This is a genomic window from Lentibacter sp., from assembly GCF_029254145.1.
GTDB lineage: Bacteria > Pseudomonadota > Alphaproteobacteria > Rhodobacterales > Rhodobacteraceae > Lentibacter.
The window spans coordinates 1-24,589 of record NZ_JAQWYD010000034.1 but is presented as its reverse complement, the minus strand read 5'-3'; the positions used below and the strand labels follow the sequence as shown (position 1 = coordinate 24,589).

Annotated in this window: 20 protein-coding genes and 1 pseudogene; 14 read left to right on the top strand and 7 right to left on the bottom strand. The window is 58.4% G+C overall.

From position 1 onward, the window contains the following. Window positions 1–171 (top strand): annotated as a pseudogene (locus P8O11_RS04130) (gamma-glutamyl-gamma-aminobutyrate hydrolase family protein); the annotation flags it as partial. A gap of 82 nt (window positions 172–253) precedes the next feature. On the opposite strand, the gene kynU reads toward P8O11_RS04130, so the two are convergent. Beyond that, window positions 254–1,447: a kynureninase gene (gene kynU, locus P8O11_RS04125; protein WP_300291936.1), complete on the bottom strand. Its 1,194-nt coding sequence runs from the start codon at window positions 1,445–1,447 to the stop codon at window positions 254–256. 195 nt (window positions 1,448–1,642) lie between these two features. Here kynU and P8O11_RS04120 point away from each other — a divergent pair, with 195 nt between their 5' ends. The 6 genes from P8O11_RS04120 to P8O11_RS04095 all read left to right on the top strand — a co-directional run bounded on the left by P8O11_RS04120 (window position 1,643) and on the right by P8O11_RS04095 (window position 8,025). Next, a complete protein-coding gene (locus tag P8O11_RS04120; RefSeq protein WP_300291940.1) occupies window positions 1,643–2,560 on the top strand; it encodes an MBL fold metallo-hydrolase in 918 nt (305 codons plus the stop codon). Then, complete coding sequence (locus P8O11_RS04115; RefSeq protein WP_300291934.1) at window positions 2,557–2,973, top strand: rhodanese-like domain-containing protein; 417 nt, start codon at window positions 2,557–2,559, stop codon at window positions 2,971–2,973. The genes P8O11_RS04120 and P8O11_RS04115 overlap by 4 nt, the downstream gene beginning before the upstream one ends. Then, window positions 2,973–3,413 carry an isoprenylcysteine carboxylmethyltransferase family protein gene (locus tag P8O11_RS04110; RefSeq protein ID WP_300291938.1) on the top strand — a complete coding sequence of 147 codons (441 nt, stop codon included), beginning with the start codon at window positions 2,973–2,975 and terminating at the stop codon, window positions 3,411–3,413. The genes P8O11_RS04115 and P8O11_RS04110 overlap by 1 nt, the downstream gene beginning before the upstream one ends. A gap of 148 nt (window positions 3,414–3,561) precedes the next feature. Beyond that, complete coding sequence (locus P8O11_RS04105; RefSeq protein WP_300291932.1) at window positions 3,562–5,133, top strand: Re/Si-specific NAD(P)(+) transhydrogenase subunit alpha; 1,572 nt, start codon at window positions 3,562–3,564, stop codon at window positions 5,131–5,133. Between the two features lie 14 nt (window positions 5,134–5,147). Further along, entirely contained in the window at window positions 5,148–6,581 is a 1,434-nt protein-coding gene (locus P8O11_RS04100) for an NAD(P)(+) transhydrogenase (Re/Si-specific) subunit beta (protein ID WP_277017611.1), read from the top strand. A 160-nt stretch (window positions 6,582–6,741) separates the two neighbouring features. Continuing rightward, entirely contained in the window at window positions 6,742–8,025 is a 1,284-nt protein-coding gene (locus P8O11_RS04095; protein ID WP_300291926.1) for a DUF3422 family protein, read from the top strand. Here P8O11_RS04095 and P8O11_RS04090 read toward each other — a convergent pair. The 4 genes from P8O11_RS04090 to P8O11_RS04075 form a co-directional block, all read right to left on the bottom strand. Beyond that, on the bottom strand, window positions 7,961–9,043 hold the full coding sequence (locus P8O11_RS04090; RefSeq protein ID WP_300291924.1) for a YeeE/YedE thiosulfate transporter family protein: 1,083 nt from the start codon (window positions 9,041–9,043) through the stop codon (window positions 7,961–7,963). The two genes, P8O11_RS04095 and P8O11_RS04090, sit on opposite strands and share 65 nt — an antisense overlap. 228 nt (window positions 9,044–9,271) lie before the next feature. Next, window positions 9,272–10,240 carry an ABC transporter permease gene (locus P8O11_RS04085; protein WP_300291922.1) on the bottom strand — a complete coding sequence of 323 codons (969 nt, stop codon included), beginning with the start codon at window positions 10,238–10,240 and terminating at the stop codon, window positions 9,272–9,274. Further along, window positions 10,233–11,297 carry an ABC transporter permease gene (locus tag P8O11_RS04080; protein ID WP_300291920.1) on the bottom strand — a complete coding sequence of 355 codons (1,065 nt, stop codon included), beginning with the start codon at window positions 11,295–11,297 and terminating at the stop codon, window positions 10,233–10,235. Before P8O11_RS04080 ends, P8O11_RS04085 begins: the two co-directional genes overlap by 8 nt. Before the next feature lie 101 nt (window positions 11,298–11,398). Next, the gene (locus tag P8O11_RS04075; protein ID WP_300291917.1) at window positions 11,399–13,102 is read right to left on the bottom strand and encodes a peptide ABC transporter substrate-binding protein; all 1,704 of its coding nucleotides are present in this window, start codon (window positions 13,100–13,102) and stop codon (window positions 11,399–11,401) included. A gap of 283 nt (window positions 13,103–13,385) precedes the next feature. Here P8O11_RS04075 and P8O11_RS04070 point away from each other — a divergent pair, with 283 nt between their 5' ends. From P8O11_RS04070 to P8O11_RS04040, 7 genes are all read left to right on the top strand, one after another. After that, complete coding sequence (locus tag P8O11_RS04070) at window positions 13,386–15,206, top strand: ABC transporter ATP-binding protein (protein ID WP_300291915.1); 1,821 nt, start codon at window positions 13,386–13,388, stop codon at window positions 15,204–15,206. 158 nt (window positions 15,207–15,364) lie between these two features. After that, window positions 15,365–16,528, top strand: coding sequence for an acetylornithine deacetylase (gene argE, locus P8O11_RS04065; RefSeq protein ID WP_300291913.1), 1,164 nt, complete (start codon window positions 15,365–15,367; stop codon window positions 16,526–16,528). Continuing rightward, complete coding sequence (locus P8O11_RS04060; protein WP_300291911.1) at window positions 16,528–17,868, top strand: FAD-binding oxidoreductase; 1,341 nt, start codon at window positions 16,528–16,530, stop codon at window positions 17,866–17,868. The genes argE and P8O11_RS04060 overlap by 1 nt, the downstream gene beginning before the upstream one ends. A gap of 24 nt (window positions 17,869–17,892) precedes the next feature. Then, window positions 17,893–19,062, top strand: coding sequence for a M20 aminoacylase family protein (locus P8O11_RS04055; protein ID WP_300291909.1), 1,170 nt, complete (start codon window positions 17,893–17,895; stop codon window positions 19,060–19,062). 15 nt (window positions 19,063–19,077) lie between these two features. Next, the gene (locus P8O11_RS04050) at window positions 19,078–20,244 is read left to right on the top strand and encodes a M20 aminoacylase family protein (protein WP_300291907.1); all 1,167 of its coding nucleotides are present in this window, start codon (window positions 19,078–19,080) and stop codon (window positions 20,242–20,244) included. 49 nt (window positions 20,245–20,293) lie between these two features. Beyond that, the gene (locus P8O11_RS04045; protein ID WP_300291904.1) at window positions 20,294–21,406 is read left to right on the top strand and encodes a capsular biosynthesis protein; all 1,113 of its coding nucleotides are present in this window, start codon (window positions 20,294–20,296) and stop codon (window positions 21,404–21,406) included. Then, window positions 21,403–22,296 (top strand): glycosyltransferase family 92 protein, encoded by an 894-nt coding sequence (locus P8O11_RS04040; RefSeq protein ID WP_300291902.1) that lies wholly within the window; start codon window positions 21,403–21,405, stop codon window positions 22,294–22,296. The genes P8O11_RS04045 and P8O11_RS04040 overlap by 4 nt, the downstream gene beginning before the upstream one ends. On the opposite strand, the gene P8O11_RS04035 is transcribed toward P8O11_RS04040, so the two are convergent. Then, window positions 22,284–23,510: a glycosyltransferase N-terminal domain-containing protein gene (locus P8O11_RS04035; protein ID WP_300291900.1), complete on the bottom strand. Its 1,227-nt coding sequence runs from the start codon at window positions 23,508–23,510 to the stop codon at window positions 22,284–22,286. The genes P8O11_RS04040 and P8O11_RS04035 overlap by 13 nt on opposite strands. Before the next feature lie 2 nt (window positions 23,511–23,512). Continuing rightward, window positions 23,513–24,520 (bottom strand): GTP 3',8-cyclase MoaA, encoded by a 1,008-nt coding sequence (gene moaA, locus P8O11_RS04030; RefSeq protein ID WP_300291898.1) that lies wholly within the window; start codon window positions 24,518–24,520, stop codon window positions 23,513–23,515. Between the last annotated feature and the right edge of the window lie 69 nt (window positions 24,521–24,589).

Below are 24,589 nucleotides of genomic sequence, written 5' to 3'. Positions count from 1 at the left end.
GAGGCGATTTATATCAAAGACGCCAAGGGCTTTACCCTGTCTGTGCAATGGCACCCCGAGTGGAACGCGGCGAATGATCCGGTGTCCCGTCCGCTGTTTGAGGCTTTTGGCGCAGCCGTGCGCGACTGGGCCGAGCACAAGGCCTCTAAATCAAAGCTTTCCTCCGTATAACCCCTTTTTCTTTCCAGAAATATCCTGGGGGTCTGGGGGCGAAGCCCCCAGCTGGTCGGATTTTGCGAAGCAAAATTCGATATCAAGTGACAGCCGCGCGGGCGTGGTACTCAGGTTTGTCCCACAGCTTGCCCGTCATCACCTCTTCGATCACATCACAGGCGCGCAGAACATCGGCCTTGTCGATGAAGAGAGGCGTAAAGCCAAAGCGCATGACGTTAGGCGCGCGGAAGTCGCCGATGACGCCACGCGCGATCAGGGCTTGCATGGCGGCGTAGCCGTGTTCGAAACTGAAGGAAATCTGGCTGCCACGCGCCGCAGCATCGCGCGGCGAGGCGAGCGTGAGCATTGGGCAGCGCCTCTCAACCTCTTCCAAAAAGAGGTGCGTCAGCTCTTGGGAGCGGGTGCGCAGATCACGCATATCCACGGTCTCCCAAGCGTCGAGGGCAGCCTCAAGGCTCGCCAGAGCAAGGATCGGTGGTGTGCCGACACGCATCCGCTCGATGCCTGCGCCTGCGCGGTAGCTCAAATCAAAGGCGAAGGGCGCTTCATGGCCGAGCCAGCCCGAGAGGGCAGGGCGCACCTTTTCGGCGTGGCGTGGCGCAACATATATAAAGGCTGGCGCGCCAGGGCCGCCGTTGAGGTATTTATAGGTGCAGCCAACGGCAAAGTCGGCTTTGCATTCTGACAGTTTCACGTCTGTTGCGCCTGCGGTATGGGCGAGATCCCAGATTGTGAGCGCGCCGACGCTATGCGCTTTGGCGGTGAGGGCTTTCATGTCATGCAGGCGGCCTGTGCGGTAGTCGACCTCAGTGATCAGGGTTACGGCGACGTCCTCGGTGATGTTTTCCTCAACCTCTTCAGGCGCGACGATGCGCAGTTCGTGGCCTTGGCCGAGAGATTTGATGAGGCCTTCGGCCATGTAGAGATCAGAGGGGAAGTTGCCGCTGTCTGAGAGGATCACGCGGCGTTCTGGGCGCAGCTCAAGGGCGGAGGCAAGTGCCTGATAGACCTTGATGGAGAGCGTATCGCCCATGACGACATGGCCAGCCTCGGCGCCGATGAGCTTTGCCACGCGGTCGCCGACTTCGGTGGCTTTGGCCATCCAGCCTGCCTTGTTCCAGCCTGTGATGAGCATTTCTCCCCATTCTTCTGTCATGGCTTTGGCCACGCGCGCAGGCGCTGCCTTGGGCAGGGGGCCGAGCGAGTTGCCATCCAGATAAATCATCCCGTCGGGAATATGGAACATGGCTTTGGTGGCGGCGAAGTCAGTCATGATATGTCCTTTGGCGCGGAGGCATGGTATTGGGATGGCACACCTTACGTGGTGTTGCGCGGAGGGCAAGGCAGATAGGCATTAGAAATGCGTTAGACATTCACTCTCATGAATGTGTATGCTGCGCCGAACCGAGGAGGAGGGGTAAACATGGTACGAATTTCAAGACGGATCGTGACGGGTGCTTTGGCCGCGATGATTGCGGGCGCAGTGGCTGCGAGCGAAGATATTACAGATCAGTATCCACAGAGCGAGCTATACGCCAAGCCTGTTGAATTTATCCCTCATGTTTTTACAGCGATTGGCGCGACGGCCCCGCCGACTTATGAAAACTCGGGTCATAACAACAACTTGAGCTTTGTTGTGACGTCTGAGGGTGTTGTCGTTGTCAATGGTGGCGCCTCGGCGCGGCTGGCGGCGGCGCTGCATGATGAGATCAAAGCGGTGACTGATTTGCCTGTCAAACTTGTGATCAACGAAAATGGACAAGGCCATGCCTTTCTCGGCAATTCCTACTGGGCGGATCAGGGTGTTGATATTCTCGCCCATGAAGATGCGATTCACGAGGTTGAGGAGAACGGGCATTTTATCCTTGAGGGGATGAAGCGCTACAACCGTGACAAGGCCGAGGGCACGCGAACTGTCGCAGCGAACCTGAGCTTTTCGGACCGCTACGATTATGAGCTTGGTGGCGTCAAATTTGAGATATTACATCTCGGTCCGGCCCATGGGCCGGGCGATACGCAGGTCTGGATACCTGAGTGGAGCATGATGATTGCGGGGGATATTGCCTTTCACGAGCGGATGCCGCCTTTGTTTGCCGATACCTGCTCCAAATGTTGGATTGAAACGTTTGAAGAGAAGTTTATCCCGCTCGCGCCGACCTATGTGATTCCGGGTCATGGGCATCCGACCAATCTGGCTGTGGTGACGCGTGGCACGGTTGATTACCTGAAGGATCTGCGCGAGAAGATCGGCGCGCATATTGAAGACGGCGGTGACCTTGGTGGCGCTTATTATGTGGACCAGACCCGATGGGAGCATCTGGACACATTTGAAGAGCTTGCCACGAAGAATGCGGGCCGTGTCTTTGAGGAAATGGAATGGGAATGAGCTTTAAAGCTGCACTTTTGGCGCTGTCTGTGGTGGCTGCGCCAGCTTTTGCGGATCAGGACGCTGTGGCCGAGGCTGTGCAGGGGTATATGGATTTTGCCACTTACGAGCAGGGCATCATCCTTCCCCAGCAAATTGATGCGGATGTGTTTGCGGCGGCGGTTTTTGTCGACACGCGCGATGCGGAGCAGTTTGCAGCGGGTCATATCGAGGGGGCTGTCAACATCGAGTGGCGTGAGGTTCCTGCGCGTCTTGGAGAGTTGCCTGAGACGGGCATGGTGATTTTCTATTGCAACACGGGCACGCTCAGTGCGCAGGCGACATTTGCGACGCGGCTCTTGGGGCATGAAAATGTGGTTGTTTTGCAGTCGGGGTATACTGGCTGGCAGGAAACGGCGGCGTATAAACCGTGATGCAATGGGTTGATCTCCCGCCTGTTTGGCTTGTTGGCTTTATCGCGCTTGCGTGGGGGCAGTCTGTGCTTCTGCCCGTGGGTGGGGTGCTGCCGACCGAGCGGTTCGGCTTTGCGTTGATCGGGACGGGGGCGGCGCTTATGGTGGCGACTATTGTGCAGATGTATCGTGCCAAAACAACAATCATTCCGCGCCATGACGCCTCCCAACTAGTGACGGGGGGTGTTTTTAGTCTGAGCCGCAACCCGATTTATCTGGGAGATGCGCTCGTTTTGGCGGGGTTTGCGCTCTATTGGGGGGCTTTGCCTAGCCTTGTGCTCGTGCCTGTGTTCATGTGGCTGATCAGCTGGCGGTTTATCGAAGGCGAAGAAGATAAGCTCCGGCAGGCTTTCGGTCAGGCGTTTCACGCCTATGAAAAGGAGACGCGCCGTTGGCTTTGAGGGCGGGGTTTACAGAAACTGCGGATAATGCCGCAATGCGGCATTGACTTCGCTGCGAACTTTTACAAAGGTCGATGAGACTTTCGGCGCAATAATATTTCTCGGCCGATATTGCCGAAACTGAAGAGAAACTAGAGGGGACGCTAACGTGATAATTGGAACGCCAAAGGAAGTGTTTGCAGGCGAGGCGCGGGTTGCCATGACGCCTGCCTCGGCACTTGACCTGCAAAAGCTCGGATATGAGTGCATGATCGAAACGGGCGCGGGCGCTGGCGCTGGCTATTCGGACGCGGACTATAAGGCCGCCGGCGTGAGCGTGAAAAAAACCGCTGCCGCCCTTTGGAAAGACGCGGATATCATCGCCAAGGTGCGCCAGCCTGAAGCCGAGGAGCTGAAGTACCTCAAGGCGGGCAAGACCCTGATTTCATTCTTTAACCCTGCGGTGAACGAGGCGGGCATGACCGCCGCCAAGACCAAGGGCGCGAATGTTATTGCGATGGAAATGGTGCCACGGATCAGCCGTGCGCAAAAAATGGATGCGCTCAGTTCTATGGCCAATATTGCGGGTTACCGCGCCGTTATTGAAGCGGGTAACAACTTTGGCCGCTTCTTTACAGGCCAGATTACGGCGGCGGGCAAAGTTCCACCTGCGAAAGTTCTGGTTGTGGGCGCGGGTGTTGCGGGCCTCGCGGCCATCGGCACTTCAACCTCGCTTGGCGCGATCACCTATGCGTTTGATGTGCGCCCTGAAGTGGCGGAACAAGTCGAATCAATGGGCGCGCAGTTTGTCTATCTCGACTTTGAGGAAGACCAACAGGATGGCGCGGCGACAGGCGGCTATGCGGCTGTTTCAAGCCCCGAGTTCCGCGAAGCGCAGCTTGCGAAATTCCGCGAGCTGGCACCTGAAGTTGATATCGTGATCACCACGGCCCTTATTCCGAACCGTGAGGCACCCGAGCTTTGGACCGAAGATATGGTCAAGGCGATGAAGCCTGGTTCTGTGATTGTGGACCTTGCTGCCGAGAAGGGTGGCAACTGCAAACTCACTGTCATGGACGAGAAGATCGTGACCGAGAATGGCGTGACAATTATCGGCTACACCGACTTCCCGAGCCGCATGGCGACGCAAGCGTCAAACCTCTATGCGACAAACATTCGCCATATGATGACCGATCTGACGCCTGAGAAGGACGGGCAGATCAACCACAATATGGAAGACGACGTTATCCGTGGTGCGACTGTGACCCATGAGGGGGAAATCACCTTCCCGCCGCCGCCCCCAAAGGTGGCTGCGATTGCGGCCAAGCCCAAGGTGGAAGTGAAGGAGCTGACGCCTGAGGAAAAACGCGCCGCAGAAGTGGCCGCGTTCAAGCAGCAGACCAAGAACCAAGTGACGCTTCTGGCCGTTGGGGCTGTGCTTCTGCTCGGTGTTGGGCTTGTTGCACCCGCGAGCTTCATGCAGCACTTCATCGTGTTTGTTCTGGCTGTTTTTGTCGGCTTCCAAGTGATCTGGGGGGTTGCGCATTCGTTGCACACGCCGCTCATGGCTGTGACCAATGCGATCAGCTCGATCATCATTTTGGGCGCGCTGATGCAGATCGGTTCAGGCTCTTTCCTTGTGATCCTCTTGTCGGCACTGTCTGTCTTTATGGCAGGGATCAATATCTTCGGGGGCTTCCTCGTCACACGGCGCATGCTTGCCATGTTCCAGAAATCTTAAGGGAGGCTTGATCAATGGATTATGGTTTCACCACAGCGGCTTATGTAGTTGCCGCAGTCTTGTTTATCCTCTCGCTGGGCGGCCTTTCGGGGCAGGAAAGTGCTAAGCGTGCGGTTTGGTATGGTATTGCGGGCATGGCTTTGGCTGTGTTTGCCACGCTGATTGGACCGGGCTCTGGCCTTTGGCTTTTGTCGCTTGTTCTGATCGGGGCGGGCGGGCTTATCGGCTATCAACTTGCAACCAAAGTGCAGATGACACAGATGCCAGAGCTTGTCGCAGCGATGCACTCGCTTGTTGGCTTGGCAGCTGTTTTTGTGGGCTTCAACGCGCACATCGAGCTGGGCCGTGTTATGGCGATGGACGACAATGCCAAAAAAGCACTCGAGGGCTTTGCCGCGCTTCTTGCGAAGAAAGATGGCGTGGAGATTGCCATTCTGCGGGTTGAGCTTTTCCTCGGGATCTTCATCGGGGCTGTGACATTCACGGGCTCTGTTGTGGCCTATGGCAAGCTTGCGGGGCGTCTGACATCTGCGGCAGAAAAGCTACCGGGCGGGCATATGCTCAATGCGGCTGCTGCGGGTATCTCGCTCTTGACGCTGATCTGGTATTTCAACACGGGTGGCTTCCTTCCGCTCTTTATCATGACGCTGGCGGCGCTGTTTATCGGCTATCACCTGATCATGGGGATTGGCGGCGCGGACATGCCTGTGGTTGTGTCAATGCTCAACTCCTACTCAGGCTGGGCGGCTGCGGCTATTGGCTTTAGCCTTGGAAATGATCTTTTGATTGTTGTGGGTGCGCTTGTTGGCTCATCAGGTGCGATCCTGAGCTACATCATGTGTAAGGCGATGAACCGTTCGTTTGTCAGTGTTATCCTCGGCGGTTTTGGTGGCCCACAGGGCGAGCAGATGGCTGTGGAAGGCGAGCAGATTGCGATTGAAGCAGAAGGTGTCGCGGCGGCGCTCAATGAGGCGGACAGCGTTATCATTATTCCTGGATACGGTATGGCTGTTGCGCAGGCGCAGGCGGGTGTTGCGGATCTTGTGCGCAAGCTGCGTGCCAAGGGCAAGAACGTGCGCTTTGCTATTCACCCTGTTGCGGGGCGCTTGCCCGGGCATATGAACGTGCTCTTGGCCGAAGCCAAAGTGCCTTATGACATTGTGATGGAAATGGATGAGATCAACGAAGACTTCCCGTCAACCGACGTGGCCATCGTGATCGGCTCCAACGACATCGTAAACCCTGCAGCGCAGGACGATCCGAACAGCCCGATTGCTGGTATGCCGGTGCTCGAGTGCTGGAAGGCGAAACAGGTTTTTGTTTCCAAGCGCGGGCAGGGCACGGGCTATTCGGGGATCGAGAACCCGTTGTTCTTTAAAGAGAACACGCGGATGTTTTATGGCGATGCGAAGGCGAGCCTTGATAAGCTTTTGCCGATGATTGACTGATCCTTTCGGATGATTGACCAGAAAGGGCGTCCTGCTTAGGGGCGCCCTTTTTCGTTTCTGTATACAAATGTATTCCGCTAACTTATTGATTTTGCGACAAATTGCGTATTTACATGTGCGCCGAGCGCGTTAGGGTGCCCCGAACACAGGAGAGCGCGCTATGACGGCTTTGCAAGACCATCCGCTTCGATACGAGCTGGCCAACGAGCTTCATGCGCGCCCATTTCCGAGTATTACGACTTCGGCCACTGCTGTTTTTGTGGCTCTGCGCCCCAAGACAGACGCGGCAGGGCGGAACCGCGCTGCTGACCTTGCGCATCTCTGTGCCTTGCTTGACCGCTACGGAGCGGCGCATCCCGCGCCTCATGCCACGCATTATTCGGGGCAGATTGGCCGCCATACCCTGAAGTGGGAGAGCCACACCGAGTTTGTAACCTATACCGCGTTTTTCACGGGAGTATCTGACCGCGCGTTTGATGCGGCAGACTTTAACATTTTCCCCGATGACTGGCTTGCAGCCTCTGGCATGGAGCGGGTCACGAGCGCTTTGGTCAGGGTGGGGCCAAGCCCTGTTGTTGCGACGATCAAGGAGGCCGTGGCGGAGTGGTTTGTGCCTGAGAGTGTGGCAGTGTCATACGTTTTGGACGGTGCTGCTGTGATTGCGGGAGATTTCCACATCGATCCAGCAGGGCATATGCGCTTTGCGGTGTTTGTGAACGAGGGGACAGGGCCGCAGCGCACGGGGCGGATTGTTCAGCGGCTGTGCGAGATAGAGACCTATAAGACCCTCTCCATGCTCGGGTTTGCACGGGTGCGTAGCCTGAGCGGGCCTTTGGCAAAGTTTGATGCGCAGCTTTCTGGCTTGATGGAGGATATGACGCTCTCGGAAACAGCTGCAGAGGCCACGCTGGATGCGCTCTTGAGTGTTTCAGCCGAGCTTGAGGCGCTGTCTGCGACCTCGTCTTTCCGTTTTGGAGCGACAGAGGCTTACGAAGCGTTGGTACATGAGCGGATTTCGGTTTTGCGTGAGTCCCGTTTTGAGGGGCGCCAGACCTTTGGCGAGTTTATGATGCGCCGCTATGATCCTGCGATGCGCACTGTGGCTGCGACGCGGGCGCGCTTGAGCAAGATGGCTGATCGGGCGATGCGGGCGGGGGAGCTGCTCAGAACGCGAGTTGAAGTGGAGCGGAGCGCGCAGAATTCGGCGCTTTTGGAGAGCATGAACAAGCGGGCTGATTTGCAGCTTAGGTTGCAGCAGACTGTGGAGGGACTCTCGGTGGTCGCTATCAGTTATTATGCCGTGAATTTGGTGACTTACGCGGCTTATCCCTTTGCCAAGGCCTTGGCTGGCGTTGACAAAGGGATGCTGAGTGCGTTGGTTACTCTGCCGGTTGTAGGGCTTGTGTGGATGGCTGTGCGCCGTATCCGGAACCGCTTTCATTAAGGACACGGCCCGTGATTTTCGCGCCTGCGATGATCGCCGCAAGTGCGAGGAAGGCTGCGAAGCCGAGTGTCGGGATACCCGAGAGGCCTGCGCCCAGGGTGCAGCCACCTGCGAGCACGCCGCCAAGACCCATGAGCAGAGCGCCAAGCGCATAGCGGCCTGTTTGGGCGGGGCTTTCAAAGCTCTGCCATGCGAAGCGCCCAAAGATGAGCGAAGAGGCTGCGGCGCCTGCGAGGATACCCCCGACGAGGCCGGCGCCGAAGCCCGGTGTGATCGAAGTGCTGGCGATGCCCCAGAAAAGGGTGGCTGTGGCGGGGCTGGTAAGGCTGAGGCTTTCGGCCATGATCGGGTCAAACTCATCAAAGAGGACATACCCTGTACCGACCCATGCGGCGGGTACGATCAGGCCGATGAGCGCTGCGAGGGCAAGGTTGAGCTTGCTTGCGCCGGAGCTCAGGGCGAAGGCGAGGAAGCCGAGCGCCAGCACAGCTGTATAGGGCAGGGCGCCGCCGGGAAGGGCTGCGAGGGATGTCACCTCACCTAAAGGGAGTGTTACACTGGCAAGGCTTGAGGAGAGCGGCGCAAATACGCCTTTGAGCGCTGCATGAGCCGCAATCGCGAAGAGCACGAGCACGAAGGCAGCGCGCAGGTTGCCTGAGCCCGAGAGCACGGCGAGACGTGAGGCACAGCCGCGGGTGAGCACCATGCCTGCGCCAAAGGCAAGACCGCCAAGAATAATCGCGAGGACGGGCAGATCTGAGGCCAGCAGTCTGTGGCCGTCAAAGTTGATGAGCCCTGCGGCGACGCTGGCTTGTGTACCGATAAGGGCTGCTGCGAGCGCCATGAGCCAGACGCCACCCGCAGAACGGCGCTCGGATGGGTCAGCACTTACGAGGGCGCGGCGCAGGCAAAAGCGGGTGATCTCGGCCAGCACGCCGAAGGCAACGCCGAGGGCAAGGGCCAGATAGAGGCTGGCTGTGACGGGGGTGAGAGTTTCAAAACCAAAGGATTCAAACATGGGTGTGCTCCGCAATGTGAGGGCTGTTGCTGTCCAGTTGGCAGGGGTTGGGGTTTGAAACAAGGGGAGGGGCCGGCCAAGGGCGGCGCGCGCGCAGACAGGTGTTCTCAGTGCCAGCGGCCTTTAGGGCGTTGTTCTGGGCCTCTGGGTGCTGTGGAACAAAAGACCAAACGCGCGCCCAGATGAGGGACGCGCGTTTTTATTTTGAGATATCGGTTCTGAGGCGGGTCAGCGGCCCCTGATGCGCGGGTCGAGCGCGTCGCGCAGGCCATCGCCGAGGAAGTTCACAGCCAGCACTGTGAGTGAGATTGCGATTCCTGGCAGAATGACGCGCTCAGGGAATTCGGTCATGCGTGAGACCGAGTCCGCGAGCATTTTGCCCCATGTCGGGAAGTCGGACGGGAAGCCGACGCCGAGGAAGCTGAGCGAGCTTTCTGTGATGATCGCTGTGGCGAGGCCGAAGGTGGCAGACACCACGATGGGCGAGACGACGTTTGGCAGAAGGTGGCGCATGATGATGCCGGGTGAGGTCGTGCCTGCGGAGCGGGCTGCGAGGACGAACTCACGCTCTTTGAGCGCCAAAACATCGCCGCGCACGATCCGCGCGGTGTGCATCCACGAGGTGATACCAATGACGCCGACAATCAGGATAAACATGCCACCCTCTGGGCCAAAGTTCGCTCTGAGCGGCTGTCGGAAAAGCGTGACCGCGACCAGAAGCAAAGGCAGGATCGGCAGAGAGAGAAAGAGATCTGTCATCCGCATGAGCGGGCCATCGAGCTTTTTGAAGTAGCCCGCAAGTACGCCGATCATTGCGCCAAGAAACAGCGAGAGCAGCATAGCGGCCCAGCCCACGGCCATAGAAGTACGCCCGCCAGCCAGCATATTGGCGAGGCCGTCGCGACCGAGCTGGTCTGTGCCGAAGGGGTGTTTCCAGCCTGTCTTGGCATCTGAATCCCAGAGGGCCGTATAGATCGGACGATAGTCTTTGGCGCGGATGTCGAGCTTGCCCGGGTCTACGGTCCAGACCAGCGAGCCAAAGATCACCGCAATTGTGATCAGCATAAGAAAGCTGCCGCCAACCATCGCGCCCTTGTGTTGGCGGAATTGCAGCCAGACCTCTCCCCATTGGGAGCGATGCGGTTTTAAGGGTTCGTTGTCTTGGAGCGCCTCGATGGCTTGAATTTCGTCAGTCATAACGGATCCTTGGATCAAGCACGCCGTAGAGCACATCGGCGATGATATTCGCCATGACAATCAGAAAGGCGAAGATAAAGGTGAGTGTCATCACCATTGGCATATCGGAGGCAAAGAGCGCGCCGATGAGAGCGTCGCCGATGCCGTTTACTTTGAAGACGCGTTCCGTGATGATCGAACCACCGAAGATTCCGGGAATGGCGAGGGCGACCACTGTCACCACGGCGATCATCGAGTTGCGCAGCACATGGACGAGCAGCACGACACGCTCTGGCAGGCCCTTGGCGCGGGCGGTGCGCACATAGTCTTGCTTGAGGTTGTCGAGCATGGAGGCGCGCATGAAGCGGCTGATCTGGGCTGTGACCTGGAGGGCGAGGACCATGACCGGCATGATCATTTGCTTGAGCTGTACCACGAAGCTGTCCCAATCATTGACCACATGGGTGGTGTCATAGATCGAGGGGAACCAGCCGAGATAGACCGAGAAAATTACAATCAGAAGCGGTCCTGTGAAGAAGGGGGGGACGGAAAAGCCAATCATCGTGATGAATGTGCCCGCTTGATCGAAGGCGGAGTATTGTTTGTAGGCCGAGTAGATGCCGATCGGAATGGCGATGAAGAACGCGACCACATAGGCAAGGCCGACGACCCAGAGCGTCTGTGGCATCCGCTGGATGATGATGTCCATTACGGGTGAACGGGTCTGCCAGCTGATGACGCGCAGATCGCACGGGCCGTCTACAGCGGGGCCACAAGGGGTGTAGAAGTCGGTGTTGGGGAGCCAGCCGAGGAGTGAGCTGTGGTTTGTGAGCCAGTCGATAAACACCATCGGCTCAATCCAGAACATCTGCACCAGCCATTTCCAGAACTGGACATACCAAGGCGCACCGAGGCCGAGCGCTTCGCGCATCTTCTGTTTGACTTCGGGAGGCACTGTGAGGGGCACCTGCGCCATCGGATCGCCAGGGGCGAGCTGCAGAAGCAGGAAAATAATCAGAGCGATAAACAAAAGCACCGGAACGGAGAGAATAAGCCGGCGGATCGTATAGGTCAGCATGAAGCGGGGCCTTGGTTTATAGGTCTGTTAAGGTCGGATGATGCGGGGCTGTCAGATTGGGCGCCCCGCGAAAGCAGGACGCCCCAAAAGCACAAGGCTTATCAGTCGATGCGATACCACTCAGCGGCATCCCAGAGCTCTGAGTCCCACACGTTGAGGACGTGGCCGCCCAGCGTGTTGGATTGACCAGAGACGCGACCACGGTGAACAAGACCCACGATGGTGTGGCTGTCTTTTGTCAGCATGTCGTTCATCTTCTTGGCGATCTCACCGCGCTTGGCGATGTCGCCTGTGCGGCCGAGTTCGTCGATCAGAGCGTCGTAGGCTGGATCACAGAAGCGGTTGATGTTTTCACCCTGCCACTGGCTTGATGGCTTGGGCTCGCCGCCACAACGGTAGGCCGCAAGATACTGCTGCGGGTCTGTGCCGTTGAAGGTGTTGGCATACATTTCTACGTCTGCGTAGAACTTCTGGAACGTGTCGGGCGAACCGGGGTCGCCACCGAAGAAGACAGAGGCATCAAGGTTGCGCAGCTCTGTTTCAACACCGATTTCTTCCCACCACTGTTTGATCAGAGCTTGGAAGTCCTGACGCACAGCATTGGTTGATGTTTGATAGAGCAGCGAGAGTTTTTTGCCGTCTTTGTCACGCACGCCGTCGCCGTCTGTGTCTGTCCAGCCAGCTTCTTCAAGCAGAGCCTTGGCGCGGTCCATGTCCTGCGTGCGGCAGAAGTCGTTCATCGACGCGTAGTTTGCAGGCGATGGAACGAGATCACACGTGGGCTTACCCGCTTGGCCATAGCCGACTTCTACGAGCAGATCGCGGTCGATCGAAATCGAAAGCGCTTCCCGCACGCGGATGTCTGAGAGGATTGGGTGTGGGTGCATTACAGTCGAGCGCTCGCCTTCTGGAAGGTCGGGCGATGGGTCTGTCATGTTCATTTCAAGGCGTTCAACGAGTGGGCCGAAACCTGTAATCGCTTTGCCTTTGCCGCCTTCTTCGAACTTTGAGATCACGTCGGGCGCGAGCTGAAGGTTCCATGCGTAGTCCATTTCACCCGTTTCAAAAACGGCACGGGCCGAGGCAACTGCATCACCACCGCCTTTGAGAACCATTTTGGCAAACTTCGGTTTGTCGGCTTCACGGTAGTTCGGGTTGGCCGACAGAGTGATAACGTCGTTTGGCTTGAATTCGTCAACGACGAAAGCGCCTGTGCCGATCGGGTTGAAGTTGGCTTCTGTGCACTCGGGCGCTTTGGCACCTGTACAATCAGCAAACTGTGCCGCTTGGATGATAGGTGACTGTCCGCCAACGAGCGGGCCATATGGGTTTGGCTTGGGCTCGTTGAATGTGATGACAACGGTCATATCATCAGGCGTTTCAATGCTTTTCACACCGTCAAAGAATGCCGCTTGGGCACAGCCGCCTTCGGGGTTCATGCAGTATTCTGCCGTGAATTTGGCGTCGTTTGATGTGACTGGCGTACCATCTGACCAGAGGATGCCTGGGCGGATTTTCCATGTGATTGTTGTGAGGTCTTCGCTCACACCGCCATTGGCCACTGTGGGCACTTCTGCGGCAACGAAAGGCACAAGGGCGCCAGTTTCGTCGTAGCGGGCGAGGGGTTCGATCACGAGTGAGGCAGCTTCGACATCTTTTGTGCCGCCTGAAAGGTAAGGGTTCATGATCGAAGGCGCTTGCCAGTAGATCACGTTAACTTGGCCGTCAGAGCCACGCTCGGCCATGGCCGCCGGGGCCATAACAAACGCTGCCGCTGCACCGAGCAGAAGGGTTTTGACTTTCATTTTTTACTCCATGTTGGACGAAACTTGCGCCTCGTCTGAGCTTGTCCGCATGTTTTGCGGTTTCGTCGGGGCGGGGCGATCCGGAAACCAGACATCAGTCAGTTGGCCTGACTTTCCCCCGCAATGGGGATCATACGACACAGAGATTCGCAAAAATGCAAGCCCTTTGAGTGGCGCGTGATGCGAACCTCACGGAACACGGCGCGCGCAGCTTGCAGTGTTTGACAGTTAGCCGTTCCCCTCTGTAGCGTGGGGCAATCTGCTTTGAAGGAATGGCTCTCTGATGCTTGATCACCCCCTTGCGACCATTGAAAACCTGCGTGTCGAGTTTCAAACAAAAGACGGCCCTGTTGTTGGGGTCGAGGATGTTTCGTTCGAGATACGACCTAGTGAAACCGTTTGTATTGTTGGGGAATCGGGCTCGGGCAAGTCTGTCTCGTCACTCTCGCTGATGCGGCTGATTGAGTACGGTGGCGGCGATATAGCAGGGGGGCGTCTGCTGTTTAATCGGGGCAACGGTGAGGAGATTGATCTCGCCAAAACAGACCAGAGCCTGATGCGCACGATTCGGGGAAACGAGATCGGGATGATCTTTCAGGAGCCGATGACGGCGCTGAACCCTGTCTTTACCGTGGGCCGCCAGCTGACTGAGGGGCTGCGGATGCACAAGTGCCTCAACAAAGCCGAGGCCGAGGCCCGTGCGCTGGATTTGCTCAAGCAGGTGCGTATCCCTGAGCCCGAGCGGCGGCTGACCCAATATCCGCACGAACTTTCAGGCGGGATGCGCCAGCGGGTTGTGATTGCTATGGCGCTGGCCTGCGAGCCGCGTTTGCTGATCGCGGATGAGCCGACGACGGCCCTTGATGTGACGATACAGGCCGAGATCCTTGCGCTGATGGACCGGCTCAAGCGCGAAACCGGTACGGCTGTCATGTTTATCACTCACGACATGGCAGTTGTCGCGCAGATGGCGGACCGTGTTGTTGTGATGTTTCGTGGCAAGAAGGTTGAGGAGGGCGCAGTAGAGGATATTTTCGAGCGCCCACAGCACAATTACACCAAGGCGCTGTTGGCGGCGGTGCCCAAGCTTGGGGAGATGCGCGGTAAGGCCTATCCCGAACCAATGAAGCTTTTGGGCAAGACTGACCAGAATCTAGACCCGATCAAAGGCAGTGATGAGGTTTTGCTGGAGGTAAAGCATCTGACCACGCGCTTCCCTGTGAAGGGGGGCTTCTTTCGCCGTACTGTCGCCAATGTGCATGCGGTTGAGGATATTTCCTTTACGATCAACAAGGGGCGCACGCTGAGTCTTGTGGGCGAGAGCGGCTGCGGCAAATCCACGGCGGGGCGCTCGCTTTTGAGGCTCGTGGAGCCGCAATCGGGCGAAGTGCATCTTGATCGCAAGGATATCATGGCGCTCGGCAGCAATGATCTGCGCGCCGCACGGCTTGATATGCAGATGATTTTTCAAGATCCGTTTGCGAGCCTTAACCCGCAGATGAACTTGATGAGCCAAGTGGCTGAGCCTTTGCAGAACTATGGTGTTGCCAAGGGGCAGGAGCTTCAGGACAGGATTGCGGCGCTGTTTGACCGTGTTGAGCTGCCGCGCTCTTTCTTGCGGCGCTTTCCGCACGAACTTTCTGGTGGACAGCGCCAGCGCGTCGCGATTGCGCGCGCTTTGGCGCTCAATCCCAAATTGATCGTTGCGGATGAAGCCGTGAGTGCTCTGGATGTTTCGGTGCAAGCTCAGGTTTTGAACCTGATGATGGAATTGCAGGCAGAATTGGACCTGTCCTATCTCTTTATCAGCCATGATATGGCTGTGGTGGAGCGGGTGAGCCATGATGTGGGCGTGATGTATCTGGGCCGTATTGTAGAAATGGGGCCGCGCGCGGCAATTTTTGAGAACCCGCAGCATCCTTATACACAAGCTCTGATGAAGGCGGTTCCGATTGCCGACCCGCGCAACCGCAAGGACGAGCGCGAGCTGAACTTCAAGCCCATCCCATCCCCGATCCATCCCGTGGGCTATGAGGCGGCGCCGTCGGAGTATCGCGAGATTGGCGCGGGGCATTATATTCTGACCACGGACAGTGGCTATTAAGAGAGCGGTTTCGGCTGCTGACGCAGGCGATCCGGTGGGGGCTCTGCCCCCAGACCCCCGTAACAGGTGGGGGCCAGCCCCCACACCCCCGGGATATTTCTGGAAAGAAAAAGGAGGGGGCTTGGGAGCGTTTCAGGACGCGCTTTAAGGAGATGACTATGACCATTATGACGCCTTATGAGCTGATGGAGAAGTTGATCAGCTTTCCCACGGTGAGTCGTGATCCGAACACTGATTTGATTGATTGGGTTGAGAGCTATCTGGCGGCGCATGGCATTGTGAGCCACCGGCACTGGCGCGATGAGGCACGGACGCATTGTGCGCTGTTTGCTCATGTTGGTCCTGAGATCGAGGGCGGAGTGGTGCTCTCGGGGCATACTGATGTTGTGCCTGTGGATGGGCAGCCCTGGAACTCTGATCCGTTCACGGTGACGGAGCGGGACGGGAAGTATTTCGGGCGCGGGACCTGCGACATGAAAGGCTTTGATGCGCTTGCGATTTGGGCGCTGGTGGAGGCCAAGCGACGCGGCGTGACGCGACCTTTGCAGATTGCTCTCAGTTATGATGAGGAGGTTGGTTGCACCGGTGCGCCTGCGATGATTGAGGCGATGCAGGGCGTTTTGCCAAAGGCTGAACTTGCCATCATCGGGGAGCCGTCTTTGATGAAATGTGTGAACGGCCACAAGGGCGGCGTGGGTGTGGCGACACATGTTGTCGGGTTTGAGGTTCATAGCTCGATCATGCACCGTGGTGTGAGCGCGGTGATGGAGGCCGCAAAGCTTCTGGAGTGGGCCAATGAGGTCAATGCGCAAAACATGGTGGCCACGCCTGATGCGCTTGCGGCGATGTTTGATCCGCCCTGGACCAATGCGCATGTGGGTACGATCGAGGGCGGCACGGCGAACAATATCACCGCTAAAGATTGCAAGTTTATCATGGGGTTTCGGGTTGTTCCGAGCGAAAACAAGCAGGATTGGGTGGAGCGGTATACGGCGCGCGCTCGTGAGGTCGAGGCTGAGATGCAGGCCATTCACCCTGAGGCGCGCATTGACCTCAGCGGTTTTTTTGATGTGCCCGGGCTGAAGCCCGAGGAACATGGCGTGGCCGAAAACTTTGTGCGCCGCCTAACGGGGGACAACGCCAGCCATGTGGTGAGCTACGGGACAGAAGCGGGGCAATTTCAGGAGGCTGGATACTCGGCTGTGATCTGCGGGCCGGGCAGCATCGAGCAGGCGCATCAGCCTGACGAGTACATTACGATTGCCGAGTTTGAAGCGGGGCAGCGCTTTATGGAGCGGCTGCTTGAGGAGCTTGCTGCGTGATGCGGGGGATCCCTTTTGGCCTGCAAAACGCGCCCGAGCATGTGGGCGCTTTGCCTGCTGAGGCGGATGCGGTCATTATTGGTGGCGGCGTCATCGGGATTTGCGCGGCCTATTATCTGGCGAAGCAGGGCTTGAAGGCTTTGGTGTTGGAAAAGGGCCGTGTGGCTGCCGAGCAGAGCGGGCGCAACTGGGGCTGGATCCGCAAGACGGGGCGAGACTATGCCGAGCTTCCTATTGTTATTGAGGCACAAGAACGCTGGGAAGAGCTGGCCAAGGTCTGTAAAGACGACTTTGGGCTGAGGCGCGCGGGCGTCACGTTTTTGCCCAAGAACGAAGAGCAGCTTGCAAAATATGAGGTCTGGGCGCGCGAGTTCGGGGCCGCTGCGGGGACCAAAATGCTTGGTGCTGCACAGGTTGCGGCGATGCTGCCTGATGCAATCAATCCATGGGGCGGGGCTATGCACACGCCCGATGATATGGTGGCGGAGCCCTCTGAGGCTGTGCCTGCGATCGCGAGGGCGGCAGTGCTTGCGGGGGCCACGATCCGCGAGGGCTGTGCTGTGCGCGGGTTGCTGCGCGCGGGCGGCGCTGTGAGCGGCGTCGTTACCGAGGCTGGAGAGGTCAAAACGAGGCTTGTGCTCGTGGCGGCGGGCTCGTGGTCTTCGCTCTTTTTGCGCCGTGAAGGGGTGAGCATTCCGCAGCTGTCTGTACGTTCCAATGTCTTGGCGACAGCACCGATGCCGTCTTTTTTTGAGGGTGCTGCGGGGGAGGATGCGATGTCATTTCGTCGCCGCAAGGATGGCGGCTATACGATGGCCTCGCTCGGGGTCAATCATCTTTGGGTGGGGCCTGATGCGCTGCGCCATGTGCCGCATTACCGCCAGCTGATTGTTGGTGGGGATTTTGGCATGAGTTACCGTCCGCCGGCGCCGAAGGACTGGCCAGACGGCTTGTTTACCAAGCGGCGGTGGCGCCTTGACCAGGAGACGCCGTTTGAGCGGATGCGCGTGCTTGAGCCTCAGCCGAGTGACAAAGCGCTCGACAGGATGCTTGATAAATTTGCGGCGCGCTTCCCGAACGTGGGGCGGCCCAAGGTGGCGAGACGCTGGGCGGGTATGATTGATACGATGCCTGATGTTGTGCCGATCGTGGATCATGCGCCGATTGAGGGGCTGAGCATTTGCACGGGGATGTGTGGCCATGGGTTCGGGATCGGGCCTGCTTTCGGGCGGATCATGGCGGACATGATGGTGGGACGTGACGTCGGACATGACCTCACGCGTTTTCGCCTTGCGCGGTTTGACAGCTATGCCAAGCTTGAGCTTGGACCCGACGTTTAAGGGCTGCACAAAGGGAGAGGCGTGATGCCGATCAAAAACAGATTTTCAGATTTGAGCGGAGAGATTACGGCGTGGCGGCGGGATTTTCACGCCCACCCCGAGCTGAGATTTGAAGAGACACGCACGGCGGGGCTTGTGGCCGAGAGGCTCAAAGGCTTTGGCTGTGACGAGGTCGTTGAGGGCTTTGGTAAGACTGGCGTTGTCGCGGTGATCCGTGGGCGCGGGCAGGCCAGCGGGCGTGCGATCGGCTTTCGAGCGGATATGGATGCTCTGCCGATCACCGAAGCGACAGGGCTTGAGTATGCTTCCGAAACAGCGGGTACGATGCATGCCTGTGGTCATGATGGGCATACCTCCATGCTCTTGGGAGCAGCGCAGTATTTGGCCGAGACACGCAACTTTGACGGCACGGTTGTGCTTGTGTTTCAGCCCGCTGAAGAGGGCGGAGGCGGGGCGCGCGCCATGCTCAAAGACGGGCTGATGGAGCGCTTTGAGATTGACGAGATTTACGGAATGCACAATTGGCCCGGGATCGAGGCGGGACAGTTTGCGATGCGCGAAGGCCCACAAATGGCGGCGGCGGATTCCTTTGAAGTCCGAGTGCGCGGCAAGGGCGGGCATGGGGCGATGCCGCATATCGCGGTGGATACCAGCCTTGTGGCCAGCCATATTATTATTGCTTTACAATCGGTTGTCTCTCGCAATGTGGATCCGCTCAAGGCGGCAATTGTTTCGGTCTGCGGAATGAAGAGCGACACGGACACATACAATGTGATTCCTGACGAGGTTCTTCTCAAGGGCACGACGCGCTATCTGCACCCGGAGGTGCAGGGTGTGATCCGTGAACGGATGCAGGCGCTTGTGACGCAGACAGCGGCGGCTTACGGGGCGCGCGCTGAGCTGACCTATTTTGTGGGTGTGCCGCCGACGATGAACGCGCCTGAGGCGGTGACCCATGCGGCAGAGGCTGCATTGGCTGTGACGGGCAAGGCGCCGCTTGAGATTGATCCTGTGATGCCTGCTGAGGACTTCTCGGAGATGCTTTTGGCGCGGCCTGGAGCCTATGTCTTTATTGGCAACGGCGACAGCGCCGATCTGCACAATCCGCTTTATAACTTTAACGACGACATCCTGCCTGTGGGCGCGAGCTTCTTTGCTGAATTGGCGGAGAACCGTATGCCGCTTGCGGATTGATAAAGGAGAACGACCATGGCTGTAAAAAACCGATTTGCCGAGTTGCATGACGAGATCACCGCGTGGCGGCGCGATTTGCACGAACATCCAGAAATTCTGTTTGAAACGCATCGCACCAGCGCGATTGTAGCTGAAAAGCTTAAGGAGTTTGGCTGTGACGAGATCGTCACGGGGATAGGCCGTACTGGTGTTGTTGGTGTGATCAAGGGGCGCACGGACACCTCTGGCAAGGTGATCGGGATGCGCGCGGATATGGATGCGCTGCCGATGCCAGAGGAAACGGGGCTGCCTTACGCGAGCAAGACGCCTGGTGCGATGCACGCTTGCGGGCATGACGGGCACACGGCGATGCTTTTGGGCGCGGCCAAGTACCTCAGTGAAACGCGCAATTTTGACGGCACGGTTGTTGTTATTTTCCAACCGGCGGAAGAAGGCGGCGGCGGCGGCAAGGAGATGTGCGACGACGGGATGATGGAGCGCTTTGGCATTCAGGAAGTCTATGGGATGCACAACTGGCCTGGTAAACCTGTGGGCGCGTTTTCGATCCGCTCAGGGCCGTTTTTTGCGGCGACGGATGTGTTTACTGTCGAGTTTACGGGGCGTGGCGGGCACGGCGCCAAGCCGCATGAGACTGTGGACACAACAGTGATGGCGGCGCAGGCTGTTATGACGCTCCAGACCGTGGCGAGCCGAAATGCGGACCCTGTGGAGAATATTGTCGTCTCGGTGACCTCGTTTGAGACAAGCTCCAAGGCGTTTAACGTGATTCCCGGTGGTGTGACGCTCAAGGGCACGGTGCGCACTATGAGCGCTGAGATGCGAGATTTGGCAGAACAGCGCATTGGAGAGATTTGCAACGGTGTTGCAGCGACATTCGGCGGCACAGTTGAGGTCAACTATCAGCGCAATTACCCTGTCATGGACAATCATGAGGCGCAGACGGATTTCTTGCGGCAAGTTGCGACGAGCGTTTCGGGCGGATGTGACGAGGCGCCGCTTGTGATGGGGGGCGAGGATTTTGCCTTTATGCTCGAGGAACGCCCTGGCGCATATATTTTGATGGGCAATGGCGATACCGCTATGGTCCACAACACAAAGTATGACTTCAACGATGACGCTATTCCAACAGGCTGCAGCTATTGGGCGGAAATCGCCGAGCAACGGATGCCAATGGCCAGCTGAAGGCGGCCTGAGACTTGCACGCGAGCTATCGCAGGACTAGGAAGGGCGCATGAAAACTACGCCCTTCCTTGCTTATCTGGCCGAGCCTCATGCCGAGAAGATGGCGTTTTTTGAGGCTGTTTCGGCTGAATTTGGCAAGGGTGTGCGCCTGAAGACCTGGCCGATGTCATGGCGGGGCTACCCTGAAACAGAGGCACGGGCACGGGCCTGTCTGGCGCGGGCGAAGAAGCAGCCCAAGGGGGCTTTCGGGCGTTGGCTCAAGCTTTTGTTTCTGAAAGGGCGTTACAACTGGGCGCGGCGTTACTTTGAGGCGCGGCCCGAGGCTGCAGCGCTCTGTTGGCAAGGGCTCACAGGCACGCGGCGCGCCTTTATGGAGGGTGCGAAAGACGCAGGAGTGGAGTTGCTGTATGCCGAACTCGCCCCTTTGCCTCTGCGGCGCACGCTGGATGCGCAGGGGGTGAATGCTGAAGGCTCTGTGCCAAAGCAGGCCACGTTTTATGAGGATGTGACCGCGGATATGGCGCTTTTGGCCGAGCTCAAGGCTGGCTTTCAGGCGCGTGCGCCACGGCGGGCGGATGTCGGGCAGGGCAAGGCCGACTTTGATGGCGCGCGCTTTTTGTTTGTGCCGCTGCAAGTGCCTGACGACAGCCAGATGACGTTGTTTGCAGGCTGGTGTGGCGGGCTTCAGGGCTTTATTGCAGCGCTTGCGGAGGCCTCGAGGCATTTGCCCGAGGGTTGGCACTTGCGGCTCAAGGAGCACCCCTCAGCCAAAGTTGCGGTGACCGATGCGACCAATGCGCTGATTGCTTCTGGTGCGCGGATCATTCTGGACAATGCGACAGACAGTTTTGCCCAGATTGCGGCGAGTGCAGGGGTGATTACGATCAACTCCTCAATGGGTTTACAGGCGATGTTCTGGGACAAGCCCGTCGTGATCACCGGGGAGGCGCTTTACGATATTGAGGGCGCTGTGGTGCGAGCGGACAGTGCTGTAGCGCTTGGCGCGCTCTGTTCACAGGCGGCAGAGCTGTCGTTTGATGCAGATTTGCGCGCGCGGCTGCTGACATGGCTTGCGCGGGATTATTATGTGAGTTTTGACCAAGGGCGGCTTTTGGAGCCAGAGCAGATACAGCGGATCAGAGCCAGAGGACGTGCGACATGAGATTTTTCAAGGCCAGACCGATCAGTAAACTGGCGGTTTCACCTCCTAAGGCGAACCCTGAGCGCCGCGGCGTGGCGATTCCGATTATTGTGAAGAACGAGGCGCGCTATATTGAAGAGTGGGCGCGGTTTCACCTCTTGGCGGGGGTGTCGCATTTTATCGTCTATGACAACGGCTCAACAGATGAAACTGTCTCGATTTTGCGGGACACTGTGCCAGCGGAGGCGCTGACGATTGTGCCTTGGGCGCAGAGCTTGCGCGACGGGCGCAGCGGTGCGGAAATTCACAATCAGGTGCTCGCTTTTGCCCATGCGCTGGCCAATTATGGCGCTGAATTTCGCTGGATGGCTTTTGTGGATGTGGACGAGTTTATTGTCCCGAAGGCGGAGGCGAGTATTGAGGCCGCGCTTGAGCGTGTCGCAGAGGCGGCCCATGTCTCCTTGCCTTGGCAGATGTTTGGCCGCGGCGGACATGAGGCGCCGCCTGAGGGCGGGATTGTTGCGAACTATACCCGCAGGATGCGCACGACCGAGGGCGCGCGGCATGCTCTGAACTGGAAGTGTATTGTTGATCCTAGCCGTGTGACGGGAGTGCGCGTGCACGGTATGGAGATTGATGGCAAGGGTGAGGGCGTGAATGATGCGGGCGTGCGTGCGGCGCATTCTGCACGCGAAAAGGCTGGGTTTTACTCGGCTGAATTCTTGCAACTTAATCACTACTATACACGTTCAAACAGAGACTTGCAGGCCAAACGTCAAGCTTGCCTTATAGCATCTGTCGCGCTCCAGCAGCACGCACAGAGGGTGATGCGGATTGTGGCCGAGATTGAAGCGGATGAAGTCGAAGACGTGGCGGCGATTGACTTTATCGCGCGCGCTCAGGGCAAGTAGGCCGCGAGCGCGTCTATGGTTGCGATAGCGGCGTTTGTCTCGCTGCCTTGCCAAGGGGGCTGATGCGGCTTTGAGAGGCGGGAGCTGAGCGCTTCTGTGAGCGTGGCTGTGTCTGCAACGAGCTCTGTAAAGCCATCAACGGCGAGCCGCGCATATGCGGCGCTGAAGTTGTTTACTTTTGGACCTGAAAGCACGAAGGCGCCAGCTTTGGCTGGCTCATACGGGTTGTGGCCGCCTTCACGGCCAAAGCCGCCGCCCAGAAAGACTGTGGAGGCAGTGGCAAATGCGGCGCCCGCTTCTCCGAGAGTATCAGCGAGCAGGATTTGTGTTTTTTCTGTCGGCGCTTCGCCTTGACTGCGCTGGCTCAGGCCGAGGCCATCTGCTGAGGCGCGGATGGCCTCGGCGCGGGCAGGGTGGCGCGGCAGCCAGAGGAGGAGCGCATCGGGCGCATTGGTCAGCAAGGCGCGGTGTGCGGCGAGGACATGGGCCTCATCGGCTGGGTGTGTGGAAACGGCGGCCCAGACGGGCCGTCCCTTGGCGGCGGTTTGAAAGGCTTCTAGCGCGCTTTCTGGGATGCTGGCGGCGGGCAGATCTGCCTTGAGGTCCCCAAGACACCTCAGGCGGTCGCTGGGCAGGCCAAGAGCCATAAGCCCCGCGCGCACGGCCTCGGTCTGGCATGTGATCAGGCGGAACGGCGTGAGCATATAGCCATAGCTTCGGGGAAAGCGGGCGCGGCTTTTGGAGGCGCGGGCATTGAGTAGGGCGGCCGGTGTGCCGCGGCGTGCGAGATTGCGGCACATACGCGGCCAGAGATCACCTTCGACAAAGAGCGCAAGATCGGGCTGCCAATGGCTGAGAAAGCTGCTGACGGCGCGGGCAGTATCAACGGGCTGAAACTGATGGATGGAGCCCTCTGGAAGCACTTGTGCGGCGCGCTCGGCGCCTGTCTGCGTGCTTGTGGTGACAAGGAGTGTCGCATGCGCAGCCAAATAGGGGGCGAGTGCGGCGGCAGATTGGACCTCGCCAACAGAGGCGGCGTGAAGCCAGATCAGCTTGCCTTTGGGCCGTTGCTGAGTGGCCTCGCCAAAGCGCTCGGGCAGGCGTGCCATGGGGGCATTTTGGCGTAAATGTGCGGCGCGGGCCGCGCGAAGGAGAAGCCACGGAGCGGTGCTTGTGGCAGCGAAATAGGCAGCGGGGAGCAGGGGCGTTGCCACGCTCAGCCGCCAGTGTGGCTCATGTGGCGGGTCATTTTGCCGCCGACGCTTTGGCGCTCGTAGTCAAAGTCATGGCCCTTCGGCTTGAGCTTGATGGCGGCGCGAATTGCCTCTTCAAGAGGCGCATCACTGTCTGGGTGCAGGCGCAGGGGTACGCGCAGGTCTGCGTTGTCTTCTTGGCCAAGGCACATAAAGAGCTCTCCTGTGCAGGTGAGCCTTACGCGGTTGCAGCTTTCACAGAAGTTATGCGTCAGCGGGGTGATGAAGCCGATTTGTTGGCCTGTTTCTTCGAGGCGCACATAGCGGGCGGGGCCGCCTGTGCGATGGGCAAGGTCTGTCAGGGTGTAACGCTCTGCCAAGGTTGTGCGCAGGTCTTTGAGGGGCCAGTACTGATCAAGGCGGTCCTCATTGCCGATGTCGCCCATGGGCATGACTTCGATGAAAGTGAGGTCCATCTCCTCGCGCTTGCACCACTCGGTGAGCGTGAAAAGTTCGTCTTCGTTGAAGCCTTTGAGCGCAACCGTGTTGATCTTGACGCGCAGGCCTGCCTTTTTGGCGGCCTCGATGCCTTTTAGAACTTGGGGCAGGCGGCCCCAGCGGGTGATATCTGCGAACTTTTGTTCATCCAGCGTATCAAGCGATATATTGATGCGGCGCACGCCTGCTGAGTAGAGTTCATCAGCGTAGCGTTCAAGCTGGGAGCCGTTGGTTGTAAGGGTCAGCTCTTTGAGTGTGCCGCTCTCAAGGTGACGGGTCATTGCGTGAAAGAACGTCATAATGCCTTTGCGCACGAGCGGCTCGCCGCCCGTAATGCGCAGTTTTTCAACGCCAAGGCCGATAAATGTGCTGCACATGCGGTCAAGCTCCTCAAGGGTGAGCAGCTCCTTTTTGGGCAAAAACGTCATGTTTTCGGACATGCAGTAGACACAGCGGAAATCGCAACGGTCTGTCACGGAGACGCGCAGGTAAGAAATCGGGCGGGCGAAGGGATCAATCAGCGGCGTTTTCATGCGCTACAGTTAAGGGTTGAGGAGGCTTGGGGCAAGGGTGTTTCTGCTCTGGTCAAGGGGCGCAGGGGG

Bases quoted from the DNA above. Each gene is read 5' to 3' on its own strand.
- kynU (WP_300291936.1), bottom strand. From the start codon at position 1,447: ATGACTGACTTCGCCGCCACCAAAGCCATGTTCCATATTCCCGACGGG.
- P8O11_RS04120 (WP_300291940.1), top strand. From the start codon at position 1,643: ATGATTGCGGGCGCAGTGGCTGCGAGCGAAGATATTACAGATCAGTAT.
- P8O11_RS04115 (WP_300291934.1), top strand. From the start codon at position 2,557: ATGAGCTTTAAAGCTGCACTTTTGGCGCTGTCTGTGGTGGCTGCGCCA.
- P8O11_RS04110 (WP_300291938.1), top strand. From the start codon at position 2,973: ATGCAATGGGTTGATCTCCCGCCTGTTTGGCTTGTTGGCTTTATCGCG.
- P8O11_RS04100 (WP_277017611.1), top strand. From the start codon at position 5,148: ATGGATTATGGTTTCACCACAGCGGCTTATGTAGTTGCCGCAGTCTTG.
- P8O11_RS04095 (WP_300291926.1), top strand. From the start codon at position 6,742: ATGACGGCTTTGCAAGACCATCCGCTTCGATACGAGCTGGCCAACGAG.
- P8O11_RS04090 (WP_300291924.1), bottom strand. From the start codon at position 9,043: ATGTTTGAATCCTTTGGTTTTGAAACTCTCACCCCCGTCACAGCCAGC.
- P8O11_RS04085 (WP_300291922.1), bottom strand. From the start codon at position 10,240: ATGACTGACGAAATTCAAGCCATCGAGGCGCTCCAAGACAACGAACCC.
- P8O11_RS04080 (WP_300291920.1), bottom strand. From the start codon at position 11,297: ATGCTGACCTATACGATCCGCCGGCTTATTCTCTCCGTTCCGGTGCTT.
- P8O11_RS04075 (WP_300291917.1), bottom strand. From the start codon at position 13,102: ATGAAAGTCAAAACCCTTCTGCTCGGTGCAGCGGCAGCGTTTGTTATG.
- P8O11_RS04070 (WP_300291915.1), top strand. From the start codon at position 13,386: ATGCTTGATCACCCCCTTGCGACCATTGAAAACCTGCGTGTCGAGTTT.
- argE (WP_300291913.1), top strand. From the start codon at position 15,365: ATGACCATTATGACGCCTTATGAGCTGATGGAGAAGTTGATCAGCTTT.
- P8O11_RS04060 (WP_300291911.1), top strand. From the start codon at position 16,528: ATGCGGGGGATCCCTTTTGGCCTGCAAAACGCGCCCGAGCATGTGGGC.
- P8O11_RS04055 (WP_300291909.1), top strand. From the start codon at position 17,893: ATGCCGATCAAAAACAGATTTTCAGATTTGAGCGGAGAGATTACGGCG.
- P8O11_RS04050 (WP_300291907.1), top strand. From the start codon at position 19,078: ATGGCTGTAAAAAACCGATTTGCCGAGTTGCATGACGAGATCACCGCG.
- P8O11_RS04045 (WP_300291904.1), top strand. From the start codon at position 20,294: ATGAAAACTACGCCCTTCCTTGCTTATCTGGCCGAGCCTCATGCCGAG.
- P8O11_RS04040 (WP_300291902.1), top strand. From the start codon at position 21,403: ATGAGATTTTTCAAGGCCAGACCGATCAGTAAACTGGCGGTTTCACCT.
- moaA (WP_300291898.1), bottom strand. From the start codon at position 24,520: ATGAAAACGCCGCTGATTGATCCCTTCGCCCGCCCGATTTCTTACCTG.